The organism is Vibrio splendidus (genome assembly GCF_024347615.1).
Classification (GTDB): domain Bacteria; phylum Pseudomonadota; class Gammaproteobacteria; order Enterobacterales; family Vibrionaceae; genus Vibrio; species Vibrio splendidus.
Genome location: NZ_AP025509.1, coordinates 1771517 through 1797533 on the forward strand (window position 1 = coordinate 1771517; position 26017 = coordinate 1797533).

A 26017-nucleotide genomic window follows, 5' to 3' on the forward strand; every position below is an offset into this window, starting at 1 on the left:
TACGAAAGACATGATATGAAGCAAAAAGCCCCTTTATTTAATCAGACTATAAAGGGGTGAGAGCTACCACACGAAACGGTAAACTAAAAACGAAGGTTGAAACCTAGTTCGACACTGCCATCAGAACGAAATACATCTCCTGGACTCACTCGTTTTTGGCCAAAGGTATATTTCATGTAAGGTTCAACCCATTTGGGTTTTAGGGTAAAAGTGACGTCTTGGCTGTTGTAATAGCCTTTTGAGCCCGTTAATTGGCGGTCATGACTGAATGAATAGGAAAAGTTCATAAACTCTGTTGGAGAGTAACTGGTACCAACCGTGTTCTTCCATTCCCTATCTGTCATATCTATGAGGGATAAAGAAACATCGCGCCATTCATGCGATGTGTTCGCAAAAACCATAATATTGTTTGTGATAGCTGTGCCACCAAACAAGCCTATGTCGTAAATATCGATAAGATCTGCTCGGCCATAACTCACGAACGCTTCAGTATAAAAGTTACCCAACATCAAGCCGTAGCCAGTCCCAATTTCCAAGTAACCTTCAGAATCTATTTCTGCACTAATATTGATTTCTTCAGTCGCTTGAATTACGCCGGATACTGTACCTATCCAGTTGTCTCCAGCTTTAGCTGTTTGAAAACTTAAACTCGGCTCGTGGTAGCTTAATGTTTGTAATTGATGGTCGTTTGCATATATGGCGAAGGGCATCAATAAAGTGATCAATAGTCGTTTCATCGTGTTCTCAACTCTCAAATAAAAAGGAGCCGCTAATAAGCGGCTCCTTTGCTTTTATATTTATTATTTTTTATTAGCTGCGGCTAGCGCGGTCTTTTACTGCTTGTTTAATTTGCTGACGTTGTTCTTGAGATAGAGATTGTGCCTTTTGACGAATTTGCTCTGCATTTAAATCTGAGCGAAGCTCAATACGTTCAGCAACTACTTTCTTTGCTTTATCAGAGATATTTACATCAACAATTTTCCCGTCATTAATAATAATGCTTACCGCTTTATCATTAATACTAATCCATGTTGAGCCGTCAGTATTTTGTCCAGATTCAATGCTAGTAATCAGTTGGTCATTTAAGCTTGGTGGTAGTTGTTTTTCAGAATCAGGAGATACTCCCCATTCACCATCAATGGTTGATTTTTCCCAATCAATTACCCATTCACCACGATTATCTTGATAAATAACATAAACGTCGTCAGAATTCATGGCACCTAGTCTAACTTCAAATGATCCATGAGTGTCACCTGGCTCAAGAATTAATACCGTTTTACCATCTTCGTTGTACACGTAAGCTTGTTGGTGTTCTTTGCTAAACTCGACAGTGTAAGGTTTATTTGGATTATCCCAACCGCCATCAAGTTCAGGTAAGTCGTTATCTGGGTTTACCCAACCCCATCCATTATCTACATCACCTCTGATGATGGTGATATCACCGTTATTGTCTCTTCCTATTTGCATGGTTTCGCCTGTTGAGAAATCGGTGAATACGATTCGACCTTTTCCATCATATTCAGCACCGCCAACAACAACACCATCAATTGTGACTAAGTTAGTTGTTGTATCAATAACATAATCAACACCATTAATTGTTACTGGTATCAATGGGTTTGTGTGTCCTTCATCGCCATCCCATTTAGGCGGTAATTCTGGTGCAGGTTTCGTGACATCCCAGCCATGATCTCCATCCCATGAACCATCATCTTTAGGTGGTAGCTGTGGATTTGGTTTTACAGTTTCAGAAATAATTAAACGGCCATTTTCAACTTTAAGTACTGCTTCTCCGCCATTGTTGCCATGGAAGATAAGCTCTGAACCTTCTTTTTGTATATGACCAATAGTTTCACCTTGAGCATTTTTTACTTCATCACCATTGGTTACATAAGTTTTACCGTTTAAGCGAACTACCGTATTACCATTGCTTCCTTTTAATAAGCTAGCTTGGTAATTACCGTCATCACCACTAACGATTGCTGCTTGAAGATTTTCGCCTTGGAAGTATGTAACATCAGCAATGCCATCTTGTGGATCAATACCGCCGCCGTTATCACTTGAACCAGAAGAAGAACAACCAGCTAGGAAAGAGGCTGCGATAAGTGTGCTTAATAATTTTAGTTTCATGATCTACTCTCAAATAATTGTATAGGAACAAGGTTTGCTTCTTGCAGTGTTATGTGGCGTTCCTAGCCGATGAGAGAAGTATATGGATTGAACAAAAAAGCCTCTAATCCCTTACAGGAATAGAGGCCTTAACGATCAGTTATTAATGAAACAGACTAAAGAGGATGATAACCGTTAGTTATCATTGAGTAATGATTGAAGAATGTTTTTTAACCATAGCATAGTCGGGTTATTACGATTTTTATGGTGATAATAGGCACAGATTTTCGGATTAATATCTTTACTTTCAAAGAGTATCTGAATGCTTCGTAGTTCTTTGTTATGTTTAATGTCGAAAAATCTAGATGCTGGGAAAATCATGTCTGAGTTATTAACCACATCGATTACGGCTGAAGGCAATTCTGAGCGAAAGCCAACATTAGCTTTCAACCCTGCAATTTTTAGTGTTTTTTCCGCTAAAGATTGATGAGAGTTCCAATCTACCGCTATTACAGTTGCCAGTTCAAATTTAACCCCATCTTTAAATTCTATTTCAGTCTCTTTGTATGGATGTTCTTGTCTTACATATGCTTTAAAGCTCTCTCGAGCGATAGGTTTTTGAATGAGTTCTTTTGGAGCATGGCTAATTTCGTAATTAAGACCCAGTTGAACCTCATCATTAATGATATCGGTCATGGTTGATTTTGACCAATTTAATAGTTGCACCTGAACGTTCGGTGCCTCTGCTCTAATCGCTTGAAATAGCCTATTTGCAATAGCACTTAAAATAAAAGGAGATAAAGCGATCTTGATGACACCATTAAGTTCTTTCGGGTTAAATTCATTACTGTTATTTAGCGCAGAAGACAGTTCGTCCAGTATCGGGGAAATACTTTCGGCCAACATATTGGCGTGCTCTGTCGCTCTTAATCCGTGGTGAGTTTTGACAAATAGCTCATCGTCGAAATGATCGCGTAATCGTTGTAGAGCTTTACTTATCGCAGGCTGAGATACGAATAGGCGCTCGGAGGCTTTACGCATGTTTCTTTCTTGATGAAGAATGATAAAAGTGCGAAGTAAATTTAAATCTAAGTTCGAAAATAGATCTTTTGCCATAAGGAGCACCGAGTTAAGTTTGTAAACTTAATAATAAGATGGTGTTCGGTCTAGGACAAATAGATATTTCGCATAGGTGTGATGCCAGTAAAATAAAACCCGCACTTGGCGGGTTTTTGTGTAGGTCGTTACTATATGTAAATTCTATTGCGTAATAGGCTTAACTTGTTTGGTTTGTCTTACTGCAAGGATAAGCTGCGGTAGTAGCGACATCACGATCATGCCGGTCATTAGTGAATATTGGACTGGAGTAAATGATTCACCCATTAACACCATACCGGTCACGATGCCCGCAACTGGGTTTGCAATACCACCGAAGGTGAAATCAACCACTGACATACGTTGTAGCAACCACACATACATGCCGTAACCCAGCGCTGTGTTTAGTCCAATCACCCACAATAGCCCCATAGCATTACGAGAATCGAAATGAGTGACAGCGTTAACATAAGGCTGCGGGTCGATGAACGCATGAACGCCAGATGCGACAGATAAAATCGTACCGCCTAGAATCAGCTGCCACGTTAATACTTTCCACCAATGCATACGATTACCCAGTGATTTAGTAATGCTGCTGCCGATGACGATACACATGATTGCCGCGAACATGGCACCTAAACCGATCGGGTTTAATGCGATCTGACTTGGATTAAACAATATCCACGCTAAGGTGATCAAGCCAATACCAGACAGGGCTTGAATCAAATGCGGGCGCTGCTTTTTCACTACCCAGTGGAAGATCATCGCAAACACCGGCACGGAGATCATGCCCACACCAGAGATTGCCGAAGGCAGCGTTAGCGCCATTACGAAGATCAAGCCAAAGAAGGTCGCAATATTGATAAGGCCCAATGTGAAAATGATCTGCCACTCGCCTTTTTTAGGCAGCGTTGGTTTTACCGCTAGCAATAACAAACCAGCAGGTAACGCACGCAAAGCACCCAATAATAATGGTGGCCACTCCTGTAGCGTAAATTGCGTCACTGCATAGGTTGTTCCCCAAAAGAATGCGGGGATCATTGCTAATAATATGTTCATATGAAATATCTTTACGTTAAGATAACTATTGTGTGAACTGTATACTGAGAACTAGTGGTTGTAAAGTATCTTTATGTTAAACTAGTTTGAAGTAATCAGACTAATAACGGAGCGAGATCGCAAATGGATGCTATCGACCGCGTAGTAGAGCAATGGGCAAAGGAAAAGCCTGAGCTAGAAACTGAGCCTATGGCAATGATGGGCCGGATTATGCGTATTGCCAAGTATATGGAGACGCAAGTTGCCGAGCTTCATAAAAAATACGACATGAAGCTGGGTGAGTTTGATGTGCTGGCGACGTTGCGACGTTCTGGAAAGCCTTACCGACTGACTCCGTCAGAACTGATCGGGTCGATGATGCTGACATCAGGCGCGATGACCAATCGCCTTGATAAGCTAGAAGCCAAAGGGCTGATCAGTCGTGAGCACAGTAAAGAAGACAGACGTAGCGTGAGTGTTCAGTTAACCAAAGATGGTCTCATTCTGATTGATCAAATGATGACCGAACATGTCGAAACGCAGAAAAAGCTCGTTAAATCACTGTCTACTAGCCAGAAGAAAAATACTAACCAGTTGCTTAAAACATGGCTGAGTGCTTACGAGTAATTGACGTGAGCTAACTCAAACTGATTTGAAAGCCGAAGTGATGAGCTTCGGTTTTTTTGTGTCTTCAATTTGGTGTCGTGTTATTTAGTATCGGTTAATTTGGGATCAGAATTGAGCCAGAAAATCGAACAAGTTCCATTGATGTCATTCAATATTTTAGGACATCCTATTCAAGACTTCCCGTTATCAATAGATGCCACCCATCAGTATATTTCTCGTATTCCCACAATACAGAGCTTACTGAAATGAAACTTAAAATAGCCCTTAGCGCAGCACTACTAGTGACTTCATTTGCATCTCATGCAGAATTGAAAATGTCGATCAACGAACAAACCAATGGCGTCGTCGTTACGGTTTATCAAGATGGAGAACGCGTCCCTAATGCTCAGGTCACCACCAATATTCGTGGGCAACAAGTGACAGAAACATCAGATAGAGGACAAGCATTTTTCTACAAGGGAAATATCCCGAGGGTGTACCGATTTGAAGCAACCACACTTCAAGGAGAGAGTGTCCAACAAAGTCGATTTATCGGACGAGATAAATAGACTTTTCGGAGTGCCCAGCTAGAAGCAAGTTAGTGAGTTTGAGCCGACACTCTCCAGCACTTTTCTAACTTTTTCAAAGCGAGTGTTTTGGCTTTTCCCATGTTGCCTATTTGCCACGCCAGTACGATATCAACGGTTCTTGCGTGGCCAATTTCCACTAAACTTCCAGCTTCTAACTCGGATGTGATTAATTGCTTGGGTAGAGTACCGATACCAAGGTTACGTTGAATTGCCGTTAACTTACTGCTCATCGAACTTACCGTACTGGTTTTTTGGTTCAGTAAGATGTTTTTGGTAATTTTAGGCGCAGACTTTGCGGTATCGGCCACTGCGATGATCGTGTGTTCACGTCGTGTTGATTCACTGAGCGGATTTGGCTCTTTTAAAATGGGTGCATTTTTCGCAGCCACCCAGATCATTTCTACACGGCCGATGGTTTTACTGTTTACGGTATTCGGTAGCTCGATATTGGGTATCGATGAGATGAGAATATCCGCTTTTCCTGAGATTAATGCCTCCCAGCCTCCCGACAAAATATCCTCTTGAACATACAGCTGCGTGCTGCATTCTGTTGCCATGTCGGCGATTAACGACAACGCAATGTCTTGCCCGATAATGCCGTCATAGGAAACAAACAGTTCGCTTTCCCAACCACTTGAGAAACGTTGTATTTGGTTTATAAGTTCATCGGATCCCGCTAGTAACTGGCGACCATTTTCCACCAACATTTGCCCTACCTGAGTAAATACGGCTCTGTGTCCTGAACGATCTAAGATCAAGATGCCGAGTTCGTCTTCCAACTTTTGAATCTGATAACTCAATGCAGAAACGGATCGATTGAGGTGCGCAGAGGCTGACGAGTAAGTCCCTTCACGTTGTAGAACATCCAATATTTGTAAAGTATCGAGCGGTAGTGTTTTCTTCAGAGTCTTCATAAAATCAATAAAAATGGGGCAAGTGTTTCAATGAATTTAAGGCAATGGTAACAGCATTGAGGTTGTTCAATCTTCGGATTTAGTCAGTAATTTGTATGCGAGTATGTCTACTAAAATTTCAAACAAGTTGTTCTATTTTTCTCGTTATCATCTTAATGCTAAGTCGAATAACCTATCGGCAATGAAACTTATCAAGGCTTAGAACTATGAACACTAGATTGAACGACACACTGACTTTTTTCGCTCGTATTTTATTGGCTTACTTGTTTATTCAAGCGGGTTGGGGAAAGCTATTTAGCTATGAAGGAACGGCGGGGTACATGGCATCTCAAGGGGTCAGCGCTCACTTGTTGCCTTTGGTTATTTTGCTTGAACTCGGTGGTGGACTTGCGATTCTAGCTGGATTCATGACTCGCTTTACTGCGTTGTCGATTGCGTTTTTCTCTTTGGTTTCTGGTGTTATGTTTCACTTCGACCCAAGTTCGTCGGGGCAAATGATTCATTTCTACAAAAACGTCTCTGTTGCTGGTGGGTATCTAGCGTTAGCGGTACTTGGCGCGGGATCGTTTAGTGTTGATTACTGGCTGTCTACCAAGCTAAAGCAAGACACCAAATGGACGCGCTTAATGGTTCTTGTACGTTAGCGTTCTTTGTCTAATCACACCTTATTCGTTAGTGTTGTTGGCGCAACTTATGAATAAAAAACCGAAGCTACCTGGCTTCGGTTTTTTATTCCTGTCTAAGAACTTCAAGTACAGCGAGTTGGCTAGTTAAGCTTGCAGCATCTCGTCACTGAACAGTTCTGCGCAGCCAATACCATTAATGGCGCAGCTCTCGTCGATGTCTGAGATGTCACCGCTCACGCCGATAGCACCCAATACCGTTTTATCCTTGTCTCGAATCAGTAGCCCCCCTGGAACTGGCACCATGTTTCCGTGTGCGAGCACGTTTACGGCGGAGATGAATGCTGGTCGGTTGTCAGCATCTTGGGCGAGTTTTCTAGAGGAACAACCCAGTGCGAGTGCCCCCCACGCTTTAGCAATCGCGATGTCTGGTCGCATCATGCTAGAGCCGTCTTGACGTTGCAGAGAAATCAGTTTGCCACCGCTGTCTAAGACGGCGACCGTCAAAGGTTCTGTGTGGATCTTGTTTCCTGCTTTTAAGGTGCCATCGATGATGGTTAACGCTTGTTGTAGAGTCAAACTTCCCATGTTATCTCCTAGTTTTTCAAGGGGCCGTGTACCAAGCTAAGTCAGCCAATCATTACTCTTGTTGTGAATCTCATCGACTGATTCAGCTCGGTACAAGAGTCCTAACTGGACTCTTGTAATAGCCCATAGCTGGGTAAAGTTAGGAAGGCAGCGAACTCTTTGGCTGTAGAAAGTTGATAGAAAAGATCAGCTGTCTCTTCAAATCGACCTGCTGTATAGCGCGAGTCTCCGACTTCATGTTTTATCGTGTCTAACTCCTGGTAAAGCCAAGAGTGGAATAGTGATTTGGTAAAGGTTTGGCCGTCATCAAGCGTGACGCCGTGGTGGATCCACTGCCAGATATTGGCTCTTGAGATCTCAGCAGTCGCGGCATCTTCCATAAGGCCGTAGATAGGCACACAGCCGTAGCCTTGGATCCAAGCTTCGATGTAATACAGCGCGATGCGTATATTTTTACGTACTCCTGCTTCGTCGCGACTGCCCTCACAAGGCTTGAGTAGAGTGTCGGCGTTGATCACATGCTCTGGGCTTTGGAAATCCATTTGGTTTACTTTGCCATCTAAGTGCTTATCAAAGATCGACATTGCCAAATCAACCAGTGCAGGGTGCGCGACCCATGTGCCATCGTGTCCGTTTTGAGATTCTCTCTGCTTATCTTCGATAACCTTGGCGGTGACACGCGCCATCTCTTGCGGATCTTTCGCTGGAATAAAGGCAGACATACCACCCATCGCCAGTGCGCCGCGAGCGTGACAAGTGCGTACCAACAGTTGGCTGTAGGCGTTAAGGAATTCTTGATCCATGCCGATCCCATGACGATCTGGCAGGATGCGGTCTTTATGGTTCTTCAGCGTTTTGATATAGCTGAAGATGTAATCCCAACGGCCACAGTTCATCGCAACGATGTGATCACGCATGGCGTACAAGATCTCTTCCATTTGGAATACGGCTGGTAACGTTTCGATCAATACTGTCGCGCGAATGGTGCCTTTTGGTACATGGAAATAGTTTTCGGTGAAGCTGAAAATATCGTCCCACCATTGTGCTTCTTCCATGCTTTCTAGCTTTGGAATGTAGTAGTAAACCCCTAAACCTTGTTGTGCACGTGATTGATAGTTGTGGAAAAAGTACAAGGCGAAGTCCATCAAGCAACCGCCGATAGGTTGATTGTTGAATTGGATGGATTGCTCAGGAAGGTGGATCCCTCGTGGGCGTGCGATCAGCAGTGCAGGATCGTCGTTTAATTGGTAACGCTTCTGCTTCTTCTCATCGAAATAACTAATGGTGCCAAGGTTGGCATCTCTTAGGTTGATTTGCCCTTCGACCATATTGGCCCAAGTAGGAGAAGACGCATCTTCAAAGCAGCACATGAAGACTTTCGCGCCTGAGTTTAGCGCGTTGATCACCATCTTTCTTTCGATAGGCCCGGTGATCTCTACTCGGCGATCGAGTAGCTCTGGTGGCGGTGTCGCCACTTTCCACTCTTTATTCTGGCGAATGGAAATCGTGTCTTTTCTAAAATTGGGTAACTCACCCTCGTCATATTGAGCTTGTTTTACGTCGCGGTCACTTAGCAGGGTATGACGGCGATCTCCAAACTTATTGATGAGAGCTTCTAAGAATTTTAATGCATCTTTAGACAAGATCTCTTTGTACTCGGAGTTGTCCATCTTCCCAAGTACCTGCATACATTGTACTTCTTCTCTCTCTTTTACGTCATTCATCATTGTTGTCTCCTTTAAACAATACGATGCCACTTTGTATACAAAATGCTCTTTTTAAGGGTATTTATATTGTAGAAATTGTAAACAAGCAAACAGTATTTAACATTTATTTATCATTTGATCTTTTTGTAATTTATTTTTACGTAAAGATATTTTATGTAAAGCAATGAATTGTAAGCTTTTCAGGATGAGTGCGTACTTAATGTGATGGGTTGATGTAACAAAATTGTTTCATTGTGGGGTTGATAAATAGCGAGGATGGTTCATAGTACACAAAAGTTAGTTTAATTGTATACAATCTGAACTGGAGGTTCGAATGGCAATTATGAAAGCGATTGAAGCAGCGGTAGAAGTGCTTAAACGTGAAGGTGTAGACATCGCATTTGGTGTTCCCGGCGCAGCAATAAACCCTATGTATGCGGCTATGAAAAAGCTCGGAGGAATCGACCACGTCTTAGCTCGCCACGTAGAGGGTGCATCCCATATGGCCGAAGGGTACACACGTACTAATCAAGACAATATAGGTGTGTGTATTGGTACCTCTGGCCCTGCGGGAACGGACATGATCACGGGCCTTTATTCTGCGTCTGCAGATTCGATCCCAATTCTATGCATCACCGGCCAAGCGCCACGAGCTCGTCTTCACAAAGAAGATTTCCAAGCGGTCGACATTGAATCTATCGCCAAGCCAGTGACCAAGTGGGCAACCACGGTACTGGAACCTGCACAAGTGCCACGCGCATTCCAAAAAGCCTTTCATTTGATGCGTTCGGGTCGTCCGGGGCCAATCCTGATAGATCTACCGATTGATGTTCAGTTGGCTGAGATTGAGTTTGATATCGATACCTATGAACCGCTAGAACCTTACAAACCGCAAGCAACTCGCGCGCAGGTTGAGAAAGCATTAACCATGATGTCTCAATCAGAAAAACCGCTGATTGTATCGGGTGGTGGCGTGATTAACGCTGGCGCGTCCGAATTGCTACAACAGTTCGCCGAAATCACCGGTGTGCCAGTGATCCCAACCTTGATGGGCTGGGGCTCTATCCCAGATGACCATGACTTAATGGCGGGTATGGTGGGGCTACAGACTTCTCACCGTTACGGTAACGAAACCATGCTCAACTCTGATTTCGTGTTTGGTGTCGGTAACCGTTGGGCCAACCGTCATACCGGCTCTGTGGATGTTTACACCGAAGGTCGTAAGTTTGTTCACGTTGATATTGAACCAACCCAAATCGGCCGCGTGTTCTGTCCGGATTTAGGCATAGTCTCTGATGCGAAAGCTGCGCTAGAGCTAATGGTTGAAGTGGCGCAAGAGTGGCGTGACGCTGGCAAGCTGCCGAACCGAAATGCTTGGGCAAGTGAGTGTCAGGAACGCAAATCGACCATGCTGCGTAAAACCAATTTCGATGAAGCGCCAATGAAGCCTATGCGTGTTTATGAAGAGATGAACAAGGCATTTGGTCGTGACACTTGTTATGTGAGCACCATTGGTTTGTCGCAAATCGCTGCCGCTCAGTTCCTGCATGTTTATAAGCCGCGTAACTGGATCAACTGTGGTCAAGCTGGCCCACTAGGTTGGACAACACCAGCCGCATTGGGTGTAAGAGCAGCTGATCCAAATCGCGATATCGTTGCTATCTCTGGTGATTATGATTTCCAATTTATGATCGAAGAACTGGCCGTTGGTGCTCAATTCAACCTGCCATATATTCATGTGTTGGTGAACAACTCGTATCTAGGTTTAATTCGCCAAGCACAGCGTCAATTTGATATCGATTATTGTGTACAACTGGCGTTTGATAACCAGAATGCGCCTGAGCTTGAAGGCTACGGTGTTGACCATGTTGCCGTTGTTGAAGGCCTAGGCTGTAAGGCGATTCGAGTTCGTGAACCAGAGCAAATTGCCGCTGCGTTTGAGCAAGCAAAAGAGCTGATGAACAAGCACAAAGTACCGGTTGTTGTTGAGCTGATTCTTGAGCGAGTAACCAACATTGCGATGGGCGTTGAGATCAATGCTATTAATGAATTTGAGCCACTTGCCGAAAGCCGCGGCGATGCCCCAACGGCGCTGGCGTACAAGTAATCATTAAGTCATGTGTATCCGTAGAGCTGAGGCTTAGCTCTACGGAAAAGCCTCCAATAGAGCGAGGCTCTACTACAAATAACCAGATTTTTACAGATAAAGAATAAGGACAGAGTCATGGCAAAATTTGCAGCAAACTTGTCAATGTTATTCACGGAAGTTGATTTTATGGATCGCTTTGAGGCCGCTGCAGAAGCGGGCTTTCAAGGTGTGGAATATCTTTTCCCTTACGCCTTTGATGCTCAGGCACTCAAAGCAAAGCTCGACGCTAATAACCTAGAGCAAGTGCTATTTAATTTGCCCGCGGGTGATTGGGACGCTGGCGACCGTGGTATCGCGGTAGACCCAGCAAGAGTTGAAGAATTTCAAGCGGGTGTACCTAAAGCCATCGCTTACGCAAAAGCACTCGGTTGTACTCAAGTGAATTGCTTGGCGGGGATTGTTCCGCAAGGTGTGACCCAACAAGACGCGCAATCGGCGTTTGTGATTAACCTGCATTACGCGGCGAACGCGCTAGCAGCAGAAGGCATTAGCTTAGTGATAGAGGCGATCAATACCCGTGATATTCCGGGCTTCTTCTTGAACACGACTGAGCAAGCCAAAGCGATCATCAAAGAGGTAGGGAGCGATAACCTTTCTATCCAATACGATATTTATCACATGCAAATTATGGAAGGCGATCTTACGCCGACCATACAGCAGAACATTGGTCAAATCGCACACGTGCAATTGGCGGATAATCCAGGTCGACACGAACCGGGTACCGGAGAAATCAATTACCCATTCGTGCTTAATTATCTTGATGAGCTTGGCTATCAAGGCTGGGTGGGCTGCGAATACAAACCTAAAACGACAACGACAGAAGGCCTTGGTTGGCTGCACCAGTACCGTTAATTGCGTCTGGTAACCCTCAAACGTTAAGGAGAACAACATGTCTAAAATTGCATTTATCGGAACTGGCATCATGGGTAAACCTATGGCGAGTAACCTTCAAAAAGCAGGTCACGATTTGATTCTGTCGGATCACTTTAATGCAGCACCTGCCGATCTTGTGGCAGCGGGTGCAACGGTCTGTCATTCACCCGCGGAAGCGGCTGAAGCAGCAGATATCATTATCTTAATGGTGCCGAATACCCCTCAAGTAGAAGACGTCCTGTTTGGTGACAATGGCGTCGAGCAAGGCCTTACCGCCGGTGGCGCTGCTGGAAAACTGGTTATCGATATGAGTTCAATCTCACCAATCGCAACCAAAGCGATTGCAGCGCGAATTAACGAAGGTGGCGCGTCATACCTTGATGCTCCGGTTTCTGGTGGTGAAGTGGGCGCAATCAATGCTGCGCTGACTATCATGGTGGGCGGTGAGCAAGACGCGTTTGATAAAGCACGCCCTCTGTTCGAAATCATGGGCAAGAACATCACGCTAGTAGGCGACAACGGTGCCGGTCAAACCTGTAAGGTCGCAAACCAAATCATTGTGGCGTTGAATATCGAAGCCGTGTCTGAGGCACTGGTGTTTGCATCAAAAGCTGGCGCCGATCCAGCACGCGTACGTCAGGCGCTATTAGGTGGCTTTGCTAACTCTAAGATCTTGGAAGTGCATGGCGAGCGTATGGTTGAAGGCACATTTGATCCTGGCTTTAGAATCTCACTTCACCAGAAAGACCTGAACTTAGCGCTAACGGGCGCTCAAGAATTGGGTGTTGCGCTGCCGAATACGGCCAACGCTCAAGAGCTATTTGGTGAGTGCGCCGAAATGGGCGGTGAAGGTTGGGACCACTCTGCGCTTATCCAAGCGATAGAGAAACGTTCTGACCACTCGATTCGCTAGTTAATTAGGGCTGCTATCGATTCGTAGCCAACAGTTTGTTTATAAATCGCGTAGTTTCGTCTCCTTTTATACGCGTTCCTGATACGAGGCAGAGGTTGAAGTTGTTCCTTTCCAACTTGATCTTAGCAGGCACCCTTTGGCCTTGTATCGGGGTTCTTTTTTTCTCCGTCAACTAAGGAGTGGCTGATGGACATTGATGCTAAGCAGTTTCTACAAACCCTTTTCTCAAGTGCTGTTAATCAGGCGCTACCTAAAAATCACATCGAACCTTTTCTTCCTCAAGACATTTTTTATCGCTCTGCTAATCAAGCCGGGCGTACTGTCGTTATAGGAGCAGGAAAAGCCGCCGCGTCGATGGCCGCTGAGCTCGAAGCCGTCTGGCAAGTTAAACAACAGCAAGATCTCGCACTGCGTGATCTTGAAGGCTTAGTCGTGACCCGCTACGAACACACCGCCCCCTGCGAACATATCGAAGTGATTGAAGCGGCGCACCCCGTGCCAGATGCGATGGGCTTAGAAGTAAGCCAACGTATGCTGCAATTAGTGAGTGGCTTGAGTGCCGACGACACGGTTATTTGTCTATTGTCGGGTGGCGGCTCTGCACTATTAAGCTTACCCGGTGGTGACATCAGCCTAGCAGAGAAGCAACAAATCAATAAGGCGCTGCTTAAATCAGGCGCCGCCATTGATGAGATGAACTGTGTGCGCAAACATCTATCTTCGATAAAAGGTGGTCGACTCGCCAAAGCTGCGTATCCAGCAAGAGTTGTGTCACTGGCGATTTCGGACGTGCCGGGTGATGACATCAGTGTGATTGCATCGGGCCCAACCGTACCCGACACCACCACGCGTTTTGATGCGATGGCCATTTTAGAACGTTATCAAATAGAAACACCACGCTCGGCATTTGAATGGCTAAATAATCCAGAGTCAGAGACCATTAAGCCAGATGATGCCTGTTGGAAGAACGCGGAGCACCATATTATCGCCACCCCGATGTCGGCATTGGAATCCGCTGCAGCAGAAGCTGAAGGCTTAGGTATTCCGGCTTATGTGTTGAGTGATTGCATAGAGGGAGAAGCGCGAGAAGTGGCGAAGGTTCATGCAGCGCTGGCTAAGCAAGTGGCTAATAACAAGCACCCATTCGAGACGCCTTGCGTGATACTTTCCGGCGGGGAAACCACGGTAACCGTTAAGGGAAATGGTCGCGGTGGGCGTAACTGTGAGTTCCTTTTAAGCTTGTATAACGAGCTCAAAGGCCAAGACAATATCTTCGCATTGGCTGCCGATACCGACGGGATTGATGGTGTTGAAGACAATGCGGGAGCATGGATTACGCCTCAAACATGGCAACAAGGTTCGAGCCTGTCGCTTAAAGCGCAAGATTACCTCGATGCCAACAATAGCTACGACTTTTTCAAGCAAGTCGATGTGCTTCTTACCACGGGACCAACGCTGACCAATGTGAATGACTTCAGAGCAATATTGATTCTTTAACTTGAACAGTTCAAAAACACGGTATGGAATGGTCGTTTCTTAACAAATAGAGCGGCCATTTTATTGTTATCAATGCGGTGACCTTGAGTTCTGATATTATCTTCTGGACTAATGAAGCACGTTGATTACTATGATTTTAGTAACGAGCTGTAAAGGATGCAATATGTCTAGGATCAGACAAAAGAATCAAGATTTAATCATCGAAGTCGCGTGTGAACAATTCGCCACTCATGGTTATGCCGCAACAAAAATGGCTGACATCGCAAAAGCGGCCGACATTCCCAAACCCAACGTCTTCTACTATTTCAGCTCTAAAGATAAGCTCTACAATGCCGTTCTAGAAACCGTCACTCAGCCTTTACTTGAAGCATCTCGTCCGATTGAAGAGCTCAGCGATCCTGTTGAAGCCTTGTCCCAATATATTCAAACCAAACTGATCATTTCTCGCGACCATCCACATGCCTCTAAAGTGTTTGCCAATGAAGTGATGTCGGGCGCGAAAGTGCTACCAAAAGAGATTGGCGATGAGCTGTATAAGCAATCCCAGATGATCCTTGATAAGTTCTCAACGTGGTCAGCACAAGGTTTAATGGATGACGTTCCTGCACACCACCTGATGTTTACCATCTGGGCAGCCACCCAAACCTACGCCGATTTTGGCTGGCAGATTTGCAGCGTGATGCAGAAAGATAAGCTCGATGATAAAGACTATGAAGATGCCGCTGAGTTCATCACGCAGCTAGTGATTAAAGGGTGTGGTGTAAAAGGAAAAGCTTAGTTATTTGACCTCAAATTAATACAAAAAAGGACATCATTCGATGTCCTTTTTTGTCTGTGTTGCTTTATGGAAGGGTGACCTTTATGTGTCGCTTCGAGAAAAAATGGCGGTACAACCACAAGTGTCTGGTATTGAGTCTGAATGCGCGTTATCTATCAGTGTTGATGTCCAGCCATAACTGTCTCCGATACGTTTGACGATGATTAAACCAAGGCCGTGTTCTGTTTTAGTATCATCACTCAACCCAGCGCCAGTATCAGAAACTGAAATGGTATTAGAGTGGATGATTACCGTGATTTTACCTTGCGTGGTAAATCGAATCGCGTTTTCAATGTAGTTCTTAAGCACCATATTGACCAGTGGTAACGGCATGTTGAGCGTGGTGTCTGGTTCAACGTTTAACACCAGTTCAACGCCAGGGGATAACACCGTTTGGTACTTAGATAAGTCGATAGAGCTATCGTCGATCTCAGTTAACGTTTTTTCGGTTGAAGAGTTCTCTTGTTTGACAATATTGAGCAGTACCTCGACCGTGTTACTCATCCCATGGGCTGCACCTAAAATACGCTCGCGTTGCTTGGTTTGGAATGCTGGGTCGTTAGGCTTCATGGCTTGCAATTCGGCAGCGCCGAGAACAATCGCTATCGGTGTTTTTAATTCGTGACTGGCGTATTTGGCAAACATCATCTCTTGCTTGGCAAGTCGGTCTTTCATCTTGGAGTAGCTGTTTAGGTGTGAAGTAAGCATCTGCAACTCATCAACCGTGTGAGTCGGAACATGGAAGTTATCAGACTCATGCTTGCTGAGCTGCGTACTGAGTTCTCCAATGGGTGCCATAAGCTGGTCAAACACTCGCTTGAGGGTAATCCGTAGCACAATGATCAATCCGAGCATCAGTAGGGTCGAGATTGCCATCAATACGCCCCAACTGTCGTCCCACAAATCCATATCAAAAGAGCTGATGGTGATGTAAGCAGGGATAGTTTTACCTTGGTCTTTGAAGGCAAAATGATAGACGACTACACCGGGTATAAGAATGTGTTCTTCAGAAAGTCTTAGTTCAAAACGTTGGCGAACCACGGTATCCAATGCCATGGGTGGAACCTTTTTGAGTTGGTCGGAAAAGTCCTCTTCACCATAATAAACCGTCACGTTCTCCGATAGCTTTAGGCTGCCATCGGGAGAAAGACGTTTGTAGAATTGCTCTGCTACCCCTTTGAATGATTTCAGGTGATTCTCTATTTGAGCTTCTTCCTGCAAAACTAGACGCAGTGAGAACACAAAAAATACAACGCATGAAGAGACCAGAGCGATGACAGAAAAGGTGCGCATGGTACGGATTCTGACATCTTCGATTGAGTTGCCTAGTTTGGTTCGAATTTTCATACTTATTGAGGCTCACTAGCAGACAAGATCAACTGAAACCCGTGCTTAGGAATTGTCTTCAACATTGGGAACTCGAATGGTTTATCGAGTACGTTTCGCAGCAGGTAGATATGGCTGCGGAGTACATCTTTATCTGGAATATCATCGCCCCACAGCATGTATATCAAGCTTTCACGAGATACGACGCCGCCTTGGGCTTTCACTAATTCTCTTAGAATCTGAAACAAGATCGGTGTCAGGGTTAGGGTTCGTTTGTCTCTTGACGCTGTATGCGTTTTCTCATCAATCGTTACCTTGCCATAGCTTAAGATCTTTTGAGCAACCAAGCCTTTATGGCGTTTGATAAGCGCGTAAAGACGAGCTTCCAGTTCTGGAAATTTAAACGGCTTAGTGACAAAGTCATCCGCGCCGGAGTCGAAGCTGTTCAGTAGATCTTCTTGGCCATTTAAAGCTGTTAGCATCAAAATCGGTGTCGTTATGCCATTTTGGCGCAATTTAGCTGCCACTTGCATGCCGTTAAGCTTGGGCAACATGACATCGAGAACAATCGCGTCGAAGTCATTGTGCATGGCTAGATTAAGACCTTGTTCGCCATCAGAAGCAAAATCTGCGATTGCCTCTTTAACCTCTAAGAAGTCGGCAATAATGCCTTGTAGTTCGATATTGTCTTCAATGACTAGAATACGGCTGCGTTCAAGCATCGACTTGCTCCACTAAAATATCTGCTCTCATTAAAACGTCTGTTCTCATCAAAACATCGACTCCCAGAAAAAATCTAGCCTACCTAAAATTATGTCGAATTTATGTCTAATTGATAGCGTTGATTAAAAAATGGAGCTTCATCAGATTCTTTTTCAATGTCGAATCGACTTCGACTTTAATTCGACAAAGCCAGTTCAACAATAGTTCACATCAATAGGTGAAGGTTGAATTATGAAAACTAAAATTATCGCGCTGGCAGCACTTCTCGGTGTCTCAACGACTCACGTACCACTAGCTCAAGCAACAGAGCTGATCGGTCACGTTCAAGGGTTAAACAGACACAGTGTTGTGGCTGAGGTGCCCGGTGTCGTGGAGATGAATAACCTTGAAGTGGGTGACGCCGTAAACCAAGAACAAATACTGGCTCAGATTAAAGCCGATGATTTTAAGTTTAGCGTGGATAAGGCCAAGGCCAATCTTACCCTTGCGCAGGCTGATCTAGCATTGCGAAAGGCTACATATAACCGCTATCAAGCTCTCATCAAAAAGAACAGTCTTTCAATGGGGGAGTTAGATACAGCACGTGCCGAGTTTCTCAGTGCTAAAGCTTCAGTTTCCGTCGCTCAAATCGATTACCAACAATCTCTAGTGGATCTCGAAAATACGCAAATTGAATCTCTTATCTCGGGTTACATCTCTAACAAACCCGCGCAATCTGGAGCTTGGGTGAGTGAAGGCGATTTGCTTTATGAAGTGGTCAATATCGATAAAGTCACTCTGTCATTTATGGCGAGTGAGTATGACTTAAAGCACTTCATCGTTGGTCAGGAAGTCGTGGTGTGGTCTGAAACTAACCCAGAGATCAAAATGGAAGCGAATGTGCAGCGTATTGGTGTCGAGATGCAAAATTTAACTTACCCAGTATTGGTCGAGATCACCAACCAAGGGCATCAATTTAAGCCGGGGATGTCGGTTTACGCCTCGACAGATCTTTCGGTGACAAATATAACAACTGCTCAAACTGTATCGAACTCGAACCAAGGTAAAGGGCAGTAGAGATGAACTTTTTAGCATACTTCGCGAATCGTCAATTTTTAGCTCGAATCATTACGGTCATGGTGTTGCTGACGGGTGTTATGTCGTTAATGCAACTCAACTTGCAAGAGTATCCCGATGTTGCGATGGACACCGCGGAAATCGAAACTAGCTATCCTGGCGCAACAGCTCAAGACATTGAACTCAACATCACCAACCCGATTGAGAAAGAGCTTCGTTCCGTGGATGGCATTGCCTACTTTTCGTCTGAATCCTCAGAAGGGCGTTCTTTTATTGAGGTCGAATATCTACCCGGTGAAGACGCTGCGGTGATCTTACGAGATATTCAGCAAGCCGTCGATCGAGTCGGTAACCTGCCGAAAGATATAGACTCGCCACCGGTTGTGACTCAGCAGAAAACCTCTTCTTTGGATGTGTACCATTTTGGCGTGAGTTTATCAGACAGCAACACTGATCCCGCTTCATTACAGCACTACGCGTATCAGCTAGAAAAGAGAATCAACAACCTTGGAGGCGTGGGTTCTATCAAGCTTTCTGGTTTTAACGAGCGTGAGTTTTGGGTTGAAGTTGATCCTGAAAAAGCACGCCGCTATCAAGTTGCGTTCAATGATGTCAGCACTGCAATAGAGCAACACAACCTGTCTCAATCGGGTGGCTTTGTAGAGTCATGGAGCCAAGAGCAGAAGATCGTCACGATGACCAAAGTGGCGTCGACCAGTGATGTTTCTGATATCGTAATTAAGGCGTTAGATTCAGGTCAGGTCGTGCGTGTGTCTGATGTAGCAACGGTGATTGATACCTTTGCGCGAGCAACCGAAGATCCCGTTCTGAGTGGGAAACCCGCGGTGATTTTCTCAATCACAAACAGTGGCAGTGCGGATGTCATTACCACCATCGACAGCATTAAGGCCTTGTTGGGCAAAGAAAGCGAACGCATTGGCGATCAATTTATTTTCCAGACCAGCCTCGACCTTGGCAAAGACATGGGTGAGAAATTCTCTATCGTGGCCACCAATGGTGCGATAGGTCTGGTGTTGGTTCTGCTGATCTTGAGCATGATTCTGCAACGACGCGTCGCCTTTTGGGTATCGGTTTCTATCCCGTTTTGTGTGTTCGGTGTGATGATTGTTTTGCCGATTATTGGGCTTAATTTAGACAGCATCACATTGGCTGCATTGTTGTTGGTGATCGGTATTATCGTTGATGATTCAGTGATCATTGCTGAGAGTATTTTCCAAGAGAAGGAAGCGGGTAAAAAAGGTGTTGATGCTGCGGTGTCGGGTACGTTAAAGGTGATCAAGCCATTGATGGCAAGCCTTGTGACAACGGCTTTGGTATTTATCCCAATGATGTTTATTCCGGGCACCATGGGCAAGGCGGTTGCGGTGATTCCAATTACCGTTATTGCTGCGCTCGTGTTCTCATTGATTGAATGTACCTTAACGCTGCCAGCGCATTTATCGTTGGCGAAAGAGAGCAACTCAAAGACACAAGAAAAGGATCGATTTGAATGGATAGCGAACCACTACCGTTCGCTGCTCAATCTCGCTCTGAACTACAAGAAGTCAGTGATTGTATTGGCGTTGGTTGGCTTCTCCGTTTCTGGCTATTTAGTGTCTTCGTTGAAAGTGGATATCTTCCCAACAGAAGCGGGTAAATACATTGAGATCTACACCGAAGTGAAGGCAGGCACGCCGCTAAGCAAGGTGCGAGAAGCCCATCAGTCGATAGAGAAAGCGATTGAATCCCTGCCGGAAACGGAACTGGTTAGCTACGAATTGGTTTACTCATCACCGGTATCGCAGGGCATCATCAACCTAACGAACTTTGACCAGCGCAGCCGTTCTGCAGAGCAGATTATCACGGGGCTTAATGAAGAGTTGAAAGTGGTGTCTGATGGCATGTTCATCAAGTTCTCGATTGATGCTGGTGGTCCTCCTCCCGGCGCCCCTGTTGAGGTACGTGTACTTGGCGGAACCGAAAGTGAACGTAATCAAACCGTGGATTTGGTGATGACTTGGCTAGAATATTACAAAGGCGTGACCAGCATTAATCACAGTGAGGCACTGAAAGATCCTCAGCTGAATATTGTTCCTCAGTATCACTGGTTGGCGAAATACAACTTAACGGTGAGTGACTTATCGAATGCGCTGCGAGTCGGCTTTGACGGTAATAGCGTGACCTCCACTTGGCTTGGCGATCAAGAAGTCGATATCCGTGTTGTTCTGGATGAGCAATTTCGCGATATCGAGAAATTGAAAACGACTAAAATCTACACGGCAGAAGGGCAACAACTACCGCTCAGCCGACTAGCAACGGTTGAACAGATAGAAATCCCTCGTCTGATTAAGCACTATAACGGAGAGCGTGAGGTGACGGTATCAGCGGCTTTATCTGACGAGAGTATTAGTTCAGTCGCATTAGCCGATGAGCTAATCACAGAGCTTACAGGTCAATATCCATCGAGCGTGACCATTAGCGTTGGTGGCGAAGCGGAAAGTACCAATGAGACCATGAGTGGCTTTATGGTGGTGTTCCCCGCGGCAATGGTGGCGATCTACTTTGTATTGGCGGTGATGTTCAACTCATTGTTGCAACCGCTGCTGATAATGGCGGTTATCCCGTTTGCGATTATGGCCTCATTAATGGCACTCGTGGTTCACATGCAGCCGATGTCTTTGTTTGGTTTGATTGGTGTTCTAGGCATGACAGGCGTGGTGGTCAACAACTCACTAGTGTTGATTAACCGAATCAACGAGCTAAGAATCGAAGGTTTAGATGCGATAGACGCAGTGATGCAAGCTGCGGTCAGTCGCCTTCGCCCGATTGTGATGACATCACTGACCACGGTTGCTGGCTTGCTTCCTCTGGCTTATGGATTAGGTGGAACAGACGTGTTTATGGGGCCAATGTCGCTAACACTGGGCTATGGTTTGTTGTTCTCTTTGCCCGTTGTGCTCTTGGTGATTCCTGCAATGTATACGTTGTTCTTTTCTCGAGCTAACAACAGTGAGTCATGACGCGCGGTTTTGTGACCCGTTGTGCAATAACTCATTTATCTTGAATTCGGTTCGATTAGGTATGCCATTTTATTTAAATGACAGGTTATAGTATCGCGAAAATTGGCGGCACTTACTCTTCTGAAAAGCGAAAAGCGACAAGCTGGAAACTTATAGATGAAGCCGCTAACAATATTACACGCACAACATTAAGGTTTAGCAATGACGCTTAAAAGCTTGGCATGCACCATCAGCGCAGTTCTGCTTGCAGGTTGTGGTTCAACGGTCGCGATGCAAACATACAACGCCGATCTGATCATCAAAAACGGACAGGTTTTGACGATCAATTCAGAAATGGATGTGATTGAAGACGGTGTTGTCGTCGTGAAAAACGATCAGATCATCGCGGTGGGCAATGAGGATTTGATTACTCAGTACCGTGCTGAAAAGGTGATTGATGCTCAAGATGGGATCGTTATGCCGGGCATGGTGAACGCGCACAACCATTTACCTATGATCGCGTTTCGTGGCTTAGGAGAAGAGGGCATCTCGAACCGCTTGTTCGCTTACTTCTTCCCTCTAGAAGCCGAAAAGCTAAGCCGTGAACTGATTTACAACGCAACCAAGCTTGGCTCTATCGAACTAGCACAAAGCGGTGTAACCACTTATGCCGATATGTATTACCACATGGATGAAATGGCCAAGGCGACCAAAGAAGTTGGCTTGCGCGCCGTGTTGGGCGAAACCGTGATTAAGTTTCCAGTGGTCGATGCTAAAGAACCTTACGGTGGGATTGAGTATGCCAAAGGCTTTATTGAGCAGTACAAAAACGATGAGCTAATCACGCCTGCGTATGCGCCACATGCGGTGTACACAGTCAGCAAAGATAAGCTGCAAGAAATCAATAAACTGTCTGCTCAATACGATGTGCCGGTGCTGATTCACGTTGCTGAATTCCCGAATGAAGAAAAGCGCATCAAAGACGAAACCAAAGCCACGTCACCGGTCGAATACATGGATGAAATCGGCGTACTTGATGAGCGTGTTGTGATTGCTCACGGTATCCACCTTTCAGAGAATGACCAAAAGCTTCTCAAGCAAGCTGACGCGGGTATCTCATACAACCCAATGGCGAACGCCAAAGGCGCGACGGGAATTGCACCTGCGTGGGATATGTACCGTGCTGATATGCGTATTGGCTTGGGAACAGACGGCCCAATGAGCTCCAATCAAGTCGATATCATGCGTACCCTGAGTTACGCAGCAAACATGCAACGTTTGAAGCATTCTGACCGCACTATCATGATCCCTGAACAAGTCATTGAGATGGCAACATTAGGCGGCGCAAAAGCCCTGCACATGGAAGATCAAATCGGTTCTCTTGAAGTGGGTAAGAAGGCGGATATCGTGATTGTAGAGACACAATCGGCGAACATGATGCCTAATTACGACCCATACGCGACTTTGGTTTACCAAGCGAACCCAAGCAATATCGACACGACCATCGTTAATGGCCAAATCGTGATGGAAAACCGAGTGATGCAGACGGTTCAATTGGATGAAATCCGCCAAAGCGTCGATGAGTTTGAAACAGATATCAAAGCGTTTGCCAAAGAGCTTTCTAAGAAGGCGATTAAGTCTAAGAGCTTGATGGATTAGGCCGTGAATCGGATTCTAAAAATCGAATAGAAGTAACAAGGCCGACATCATGTCGGCCTTTTTTGTTACGAACTCTCTCCAGAACCTTACTCCTTGAACCTCCGTTCTTTGGATGACAGCAACAGTTGGTTAATTGAGGTTGCACTTGGTTAGTTAGAGAAGCTCTTGATTAATTAGAGCAGCACTTAGCTAATTAGAGCAACTATTGCCATTAGGGATACCGCTACCTAAGAATTCGACGCGAATCTGTTCGATATCTTTTAGATACTGGTTGTTCGCTTGCTCGGTTTTATCAAAGTTGTTAAGCGTGACATTCCATGAAGTGAATGGGGTGGGCTGGAAGTACGCGTATTCGAACTTATTCGCTACGGCGCCATCTGTAATGATGCTGATGTCGTTGGTGGTTGGATCATCAATGCGATAGTAGAACGCGCGTGACACGGGGTTAGAGCTGAACTGGTAATCTTGATTTTCGTATCGATCGGCATAGTTGCCTGAACTGGAGACACGCAGGTTGAGTTGCTTGCCATAAGGTAAGTTTTCACCCTCTAAGAACACTCGTACCGTGGATAGCCTAACGCGGTCAAACGAACAGAGTTGGACTTGCTCTAATGGAATAGAGAAGTTGAGCTGTCCGGTTGTTGCAAAGCTTTCGAGTTGTTCTGGGCTGGAAATGGTGTAGTTATCGATGGTGAAATCTTGTGGTGCGGGTTGGAAAGAAGACAGAGCATTCACATACTCACTTTCGATGGACGCCAAATCAAACTGGTAGTCCAAGTAGCTTTTGTTGAGAGAAGGCGTGATCTCGCTTGGCTTCAATGCCCAATATTCGTATGCCTGAACATAGTTAGATAAAGCAACGTACATCGGACGTTTGAAGTGCATCAATACTCTCGACAGTTCACGTTCAATCGAATCGAAGCTGTCGGTGTCTACCTGGTAACCCCCAATTGCATCATTCAGTCTTTGCTGTTGATTGATGGTTACGTTATTGGTTAACAGTAAGTCGACCAGCTTTGCTTGTTCCTGAGCAAAGTTAAGCTGGGTGATGTTAATTGCCTTACCCAGAAGCACCTGTTTCTCTAGCTCTAGTAAGTACTGTCTTGTCCCTTTAATGCCTAAGCTATCGGCATATCTTAAGTTGCTGCGGATCTCGGTGATCATCAGATCCCACGCTAGATTGCTTTCATTGATGGTTGGGATATTGAAGTTAAAGCCATCCATCGCTTCCGATATCTTCTGGAACTTGATAGTTGATTTAATATCCGCGGTGAGCTGAGAGATACCAGAAATCGTTTTAGTGACGCTATCAATAATGCCCGTGACAGACTTGATATTGGTGACGAGATTTTTCGCTTTTTCTAATGCTTCTGGGGTTTTAGCCAATTGCTCGGTTAGGTCATTGACCCCTGAAAGGTTGCCTGTGAACACGCCACTCACTGCACTGCCAATCTCGGCTATTGCTTTGAAAATCGCCAAAGCTGCGTTGAGTTGCTGCTGGGTTTTCCAATTCTCTACGCCAACTAGATAAGTCGTTCTTGCATCGAGAGTCACTAACTCCTGAGCTTTGTATTGGCTATCTACTTCGGTCAGGCTATCGCCTATCTTGTCTATGTTGGACTGGGTTTGTGTGATGATTGAAGTTTGTGCTCTAAGAACGTCTTCGATGTTAGCGAGTGCCAACTTAGCCGCTTCAATCTTGTCTTCAATGACCGTGCTTCTGTCTTGAATAATGTCCCACTGAGCTTGATACGCAACCATCGCTTTCAGATACGCTTCGTATTTATCTTGGTACAACACCTTATCGAGATAAGGTACGTATTGGCTCTCTTTGGTACTGAAGCTAATGAATTGTTTGAACGCGACGGTTTGCAAGTAAAGGTCTGAAAGGATTGGATCGTCTTCTACCACTGAACCTGAGTAACGTAAGCTCTGTTCAACCCAGTTGATGAGGTCGAGGCTAAGTTCTGGGTTGGTATCGTATAAGCTGGCGGCCATATCAAAAGAACGATTAACAATGTCTGTAAAAGGCTCAGAAGCCAATTTCATTTGCCCAGTGATGTTCGAGTCAATGGTGGTTCTTCGGTAGTGCTCTCCTGCTAATACTACAGATTCACCATCGCCCGTTTTTCCTGTTAGAGCGTCTCGTGTAATGCTGCCATCGCTTTGGAAAGCGAGCACATTAATCGGTGTCTCTATCTCGCCCGCAATCACAGAAATTGAGGCAGCAGAGCCTTGTTGTCCGAGCACAAATGTCGGCGTGCCTTGGCCAACAATTTTACGCGCAAAAATCAGGATGTTTTGGTTATTTACGAGCAAGTTGAAGTTCTCTGGAACCTCAATCGTATCTGCAAAAATGACAACTTTTGAAGGCTTAGTGACATAGAGGTTTTGCTCTGCAATCCAGTCACTTAGGTTGATGTGTAAATCGGATGTTGAACGCGATAGGACGCCAACATCTGAATAGGCCGATTGAACCCAAGTTGGGTATTCAGTTGAATTGGGTAAATTGTTCAGTTCAAGCCAGTCGCTAGAAAAAGCCTGTGGAGAAAATGAAAGAGAAATAATAATAGGTAGAAGTCTCATATTTATGTCCTGTCGAAATTAGTAGTCACCAAATTTTGGGTAGCAGAAGCCGCCACCTTAATTTGCTTAAGGTGCGGCTTCTTATTCGGAAGGTAATTTGGCTATCTTGTTATATTTTTAGCAGTTTCGTTGCTGTGTATAGCGTTTCTGTAT

General features: G+C 45.1%; 21 protein-coding genes. 11 read left to right on the forward strand and 10 right to left on the reverse strand.

What is annotated here, in order from left to right; all coding sequences use genetic code 11:
- Positions 1–83: 83 nt before the first annotated feature.
- The 4 genes from OCU90_RS24975 to OCU90_RS24990 form a co-directional block, all read right to left on the reverse strand.
- Positions 84–737, reverse strand: a complete 654-nt coding sequence (locus OCU90_RS24975) for a hypothetical protein (RefSeq protein ID WP_061021492.1) — start codon at positions 735–737, stop codon at positions 84–86.
- Positions 738–810: 73 nt separating this feature from the next.
- Positions 811–2127, reverse strand: a complete 1317-nt coding sequence (locus OCU90_RS24980; RefSeq protein WP_061021308.1) for a hypothetical protein — start codon at positions 2125–2127, stop codon at positions 811–813.
- A 174-nt stretch (positions 2128–2301) separates the two neighbouring features.
- Complete coding sequence (locus OCU90_RS24985) at positions 2302–3222, reverse strand: LysR family transcriptional regulator (RefSeq protein WP_061021310.1); 921 nt, start codon at positions 3220–3222, stop codon at positions 2302–2304.
- A gap of 144 nt (positions 3223–3366) precedes the next feature.
- On the reverse strand, positions 3367–4260 hold the full coding sequence (locus OCU90_RS24990) for a DMT family transporter (RefSeq protein WP_061021312.1): 894 nt from the start codon (positions 4258–4260) through the stop codon (positions 3367–3369).
- A 123-nt stretch (positions 4261–4383) separates the two neighbouring features.
- Between OCU90_RS24990 and OCU90_RS24995 the strand changes: the two genes are divergently transcribed.
- Together OCU90_RS24995 and OCU90_RS25000 are read left to right on the forward strand one after the other, a co-directional pair.
- Positions 4384–4866, forward strand: a complete 483-nt coding sequence (locus tag OCU90_RS24995) for a MarR family winged helix-turn-helix transcriptional regulator (protein WP_004732835.1) — start codon at positions 4384–4386, stop codon at positions 4864–4866.
- A gap of 245 nt (positions 4867–5111) precedes the next feature.
- On the forward strand, positions 5112–5414 hold the full coding sequence (locus OCU90_RS25000) for a hypothetical protein (protein ID WP_061021313.1): 303 nt from the start codon (positions 5112–5114) through the stop codon (positions 5412–5414).
- Positions 5415–5443: 29 nt separating this feature from the next.
- Here the strand turns inward: OCU90_RS25000 and OCU90_RS25005 are convergent, their stop codons facing one another.
- Positions 5444–6349 carry a LysR family transcriptional regulator gene (locus tag OCU90_RS25005; protein ID WP_061021316.1) on the reverse strand — a complete coding sequence of 302 codons (906 nt, stop codon included), beginning with the start codon at positions 6347–6349 and terminating at the stop codon, positions 5444–5446.
- Positions 6350–6555: 206 nt separating this feature from the next.
- On the opposite strand from OCU90_RS25005, the gene OCU90_RS25010 reads away from it, so the two are divergent.
- Positions 6556–6993, forward strand: a complete 438-nt coding sequence (locus tag OCU90_RS25010) for a DoxX family protein (RefSeq protein ID WP_061021318.1) — start codon at positions 6556–6558, stop codon at positions 6991–6993.
- Between the two features lie 126 nt (positions 6994–7119).
- On the opposite strand, the gene OCU90_RS25015 is transcribed toward OCU90_RS25010, so the two are convergent.
- Both OCU90_RS25015 and aceB read right to left on the reverse strand, forming a co-directional pair.
- A complete protein-coding gene (locus tag OCU90_RS25015; protein ID WP_008220964.1) occupies positions 7120–7560 on the reverse strand; it encodes a GlcG/HbpS family heme-binding protein in 441 nt (146 codons plus the stop codon).
- A gap of 101 nt (positions 7561–7661) precedes the next feature.
- Positions 7662–9287: a malate synthase A gene (gene aceB / locus OCU90_RS25020; protein ID WP_061021320.1), complete on the reverse strand. Its 1626-nt coding sequence runs from the start codon at positions 9285–9287 to the stop codon at positions 7662–7664.
- A 313-nt stretch (positions 9288–9600) separates the two neighbouring features.
- Between aceB and gcl the strand changes: the two genes are divergently transcribed.
- The 5 genes from gcl to OCU90_RS25045 all read left to right on the forward strand — a co-directional run bounded on the left by gcl (position 9601) and on the right by OCU90_RS25045 (position 15476).
- Positions 9601–11373 carry a glyoxylate carboligase gene (gene gcl / locus OCU90_RS25025; protein WP_050632529.1) on the forward strand — a complete coding sequence of 591 codons (1773 nt, stop codon included), beginning with the start codon at positions 9601–9603 and terminating at the stop codon, positions 11371–11373.
- 117 nt (positions 11374–11490) lie between these two features.
- Positions 11491–12267 (forward strand): hydroxypyruvate isomerase, encoded by a 777-nt coding sequence (hyi, locus tag OCU90_RS25030; RefSeq protein WP_061021322.1) that lies wholly within the window; start codon positions 11491–11493, stop codon positions 12265–12267.
- A 37-nt stretch (positions 12268–12304) separates the two neighbouring features.
- Positions 12305–13201 (forward strand): 2-hydroxy-3-oxopropionate reductase, encoded by an 897-nt coding sequence (locus tag OCU90_RS25035; protein ID WP_017105663.1) that lies wholly within the window; start codon positions 12305–12307, stop codon positions 13199–13201.
- A 186-nt stretch (positions 13202–13387) separates the two neighbouring features.
- Positions 13388–14698 (forward strand): glycerate kinase type-2 family protein, encoded by a 1311-nt coding sequence (locus tag OCU90_RS25040; protein ID WP_061021324.1) that lies wholly within the window; start codon positions 13388–13390, stop codon positions 14696–14698.
- 163 nt (positions 14699–14861) lie between these two features.
- The gene (locus OCU90_RS25045; protein WP_061021326.1) at positions 14862–15476 is read left to right on the forward strand and encodes a TetR/AcrR family transcriptional regulator; all 615 of its coding nucleotides are present in this window, start codon (positions 14862–14864) and stop codon (positions 15474–15476) included.
- 81 nt (positions 15477–15557) lie between these two features.
- Here the strand turns inward: OCU90_RS25045 and OCU90_RS25050 are convergent, their stop codons facing one another.
- Together OCU90_RS25050 and OCU90_RS25055 are read right to left on the reverse strand one after the other, a co-directional pair.
- Positions 15558–16808 carry a sensor histidine kinase gene (locus OCU90_RS25050; RefSeq protein ID WP_081089946.1) on the reverse strand — a complete coding sequence of 417 codons (1251 nt, stop codon included), beginning with the start codon at positions 16806–16808 and terminating at the stop codon, positions 15558–15560.
- Between the two features lie 56 nt (positions 16809–16864).
- On the reverse strand, positions 16865–17563 hold the full coding sequence (locus tag OCU90_RS25055; protein ID WP_061021330.1) for a response regulator transcription factor: 699 nt from the start codon (positions 17561–17563) through the stop codon (positions 16865–16867).
- 232 nt (positions 17564–17795) lie between these two features.
- Here OCU90_RS25055 and OCU90_RS25060 point away from each other — a divergent pair, with 232 nt between their 5' ends.
- The 3 genes from OCU90_RS25060 to OCU90_RS25070 all read left to right on the forward strand — a co-directional run bounded on the left by OCU90_RS25060 (position 17796) and on the right by OCU90_RS25070 (position 23278).
- A complete protein-coding gene (locus OCU90_RS25060; protein ID WP_061021331.1) occupies positions 17796–18620 on the forward strand; it encodes an efflux RND transporter periplasmic adaptor subunit in 825 nt (274 codons plus the stop codon).
- A gap of 2 nt (positions 18621–18622) precedes the next feature.
- Positions 18623–21640, forward strand: coding sequence for an efflux RND transporter permease subunit (locus OCU90_RS25065; protein WP_061021333.1), 3018 nt, complete (start codon positions 18623–18625; stop codon positions 21638–21640).
- Positions 21641–21841: 201 nt separating this feature from the next.
- Complete coding sequence (locus OCU90_RS25070; RefSeq protein ID WP_061021335.1) at positions 21842–23278, forward strand: amidohydrolase; 1437 nt, start codon at positions 21842–21844, stop codon at positions 23276–23278.
- A gap of 189 nt (positions 23279–23467) precedes the next feature.
- On the opposite strand, the gene OCU90_RS25075 is transcribed toward OCU90_RS25070, so the two are convergent.
- Positions 23468–25864 carry a hypothetical protein gene (locus OCU90_RS25075; RefSeq protein ID WP_061021337.1) on the reverse strand — a complete coding sequence of 799 codons (2397 nt, stop codon included), beginning with the start codon at positions 25862–25864 and terminating at the stop codon, positions 23468–23470.
- Positions 25865–26017 lie beyond the last annotated feature (153 nt).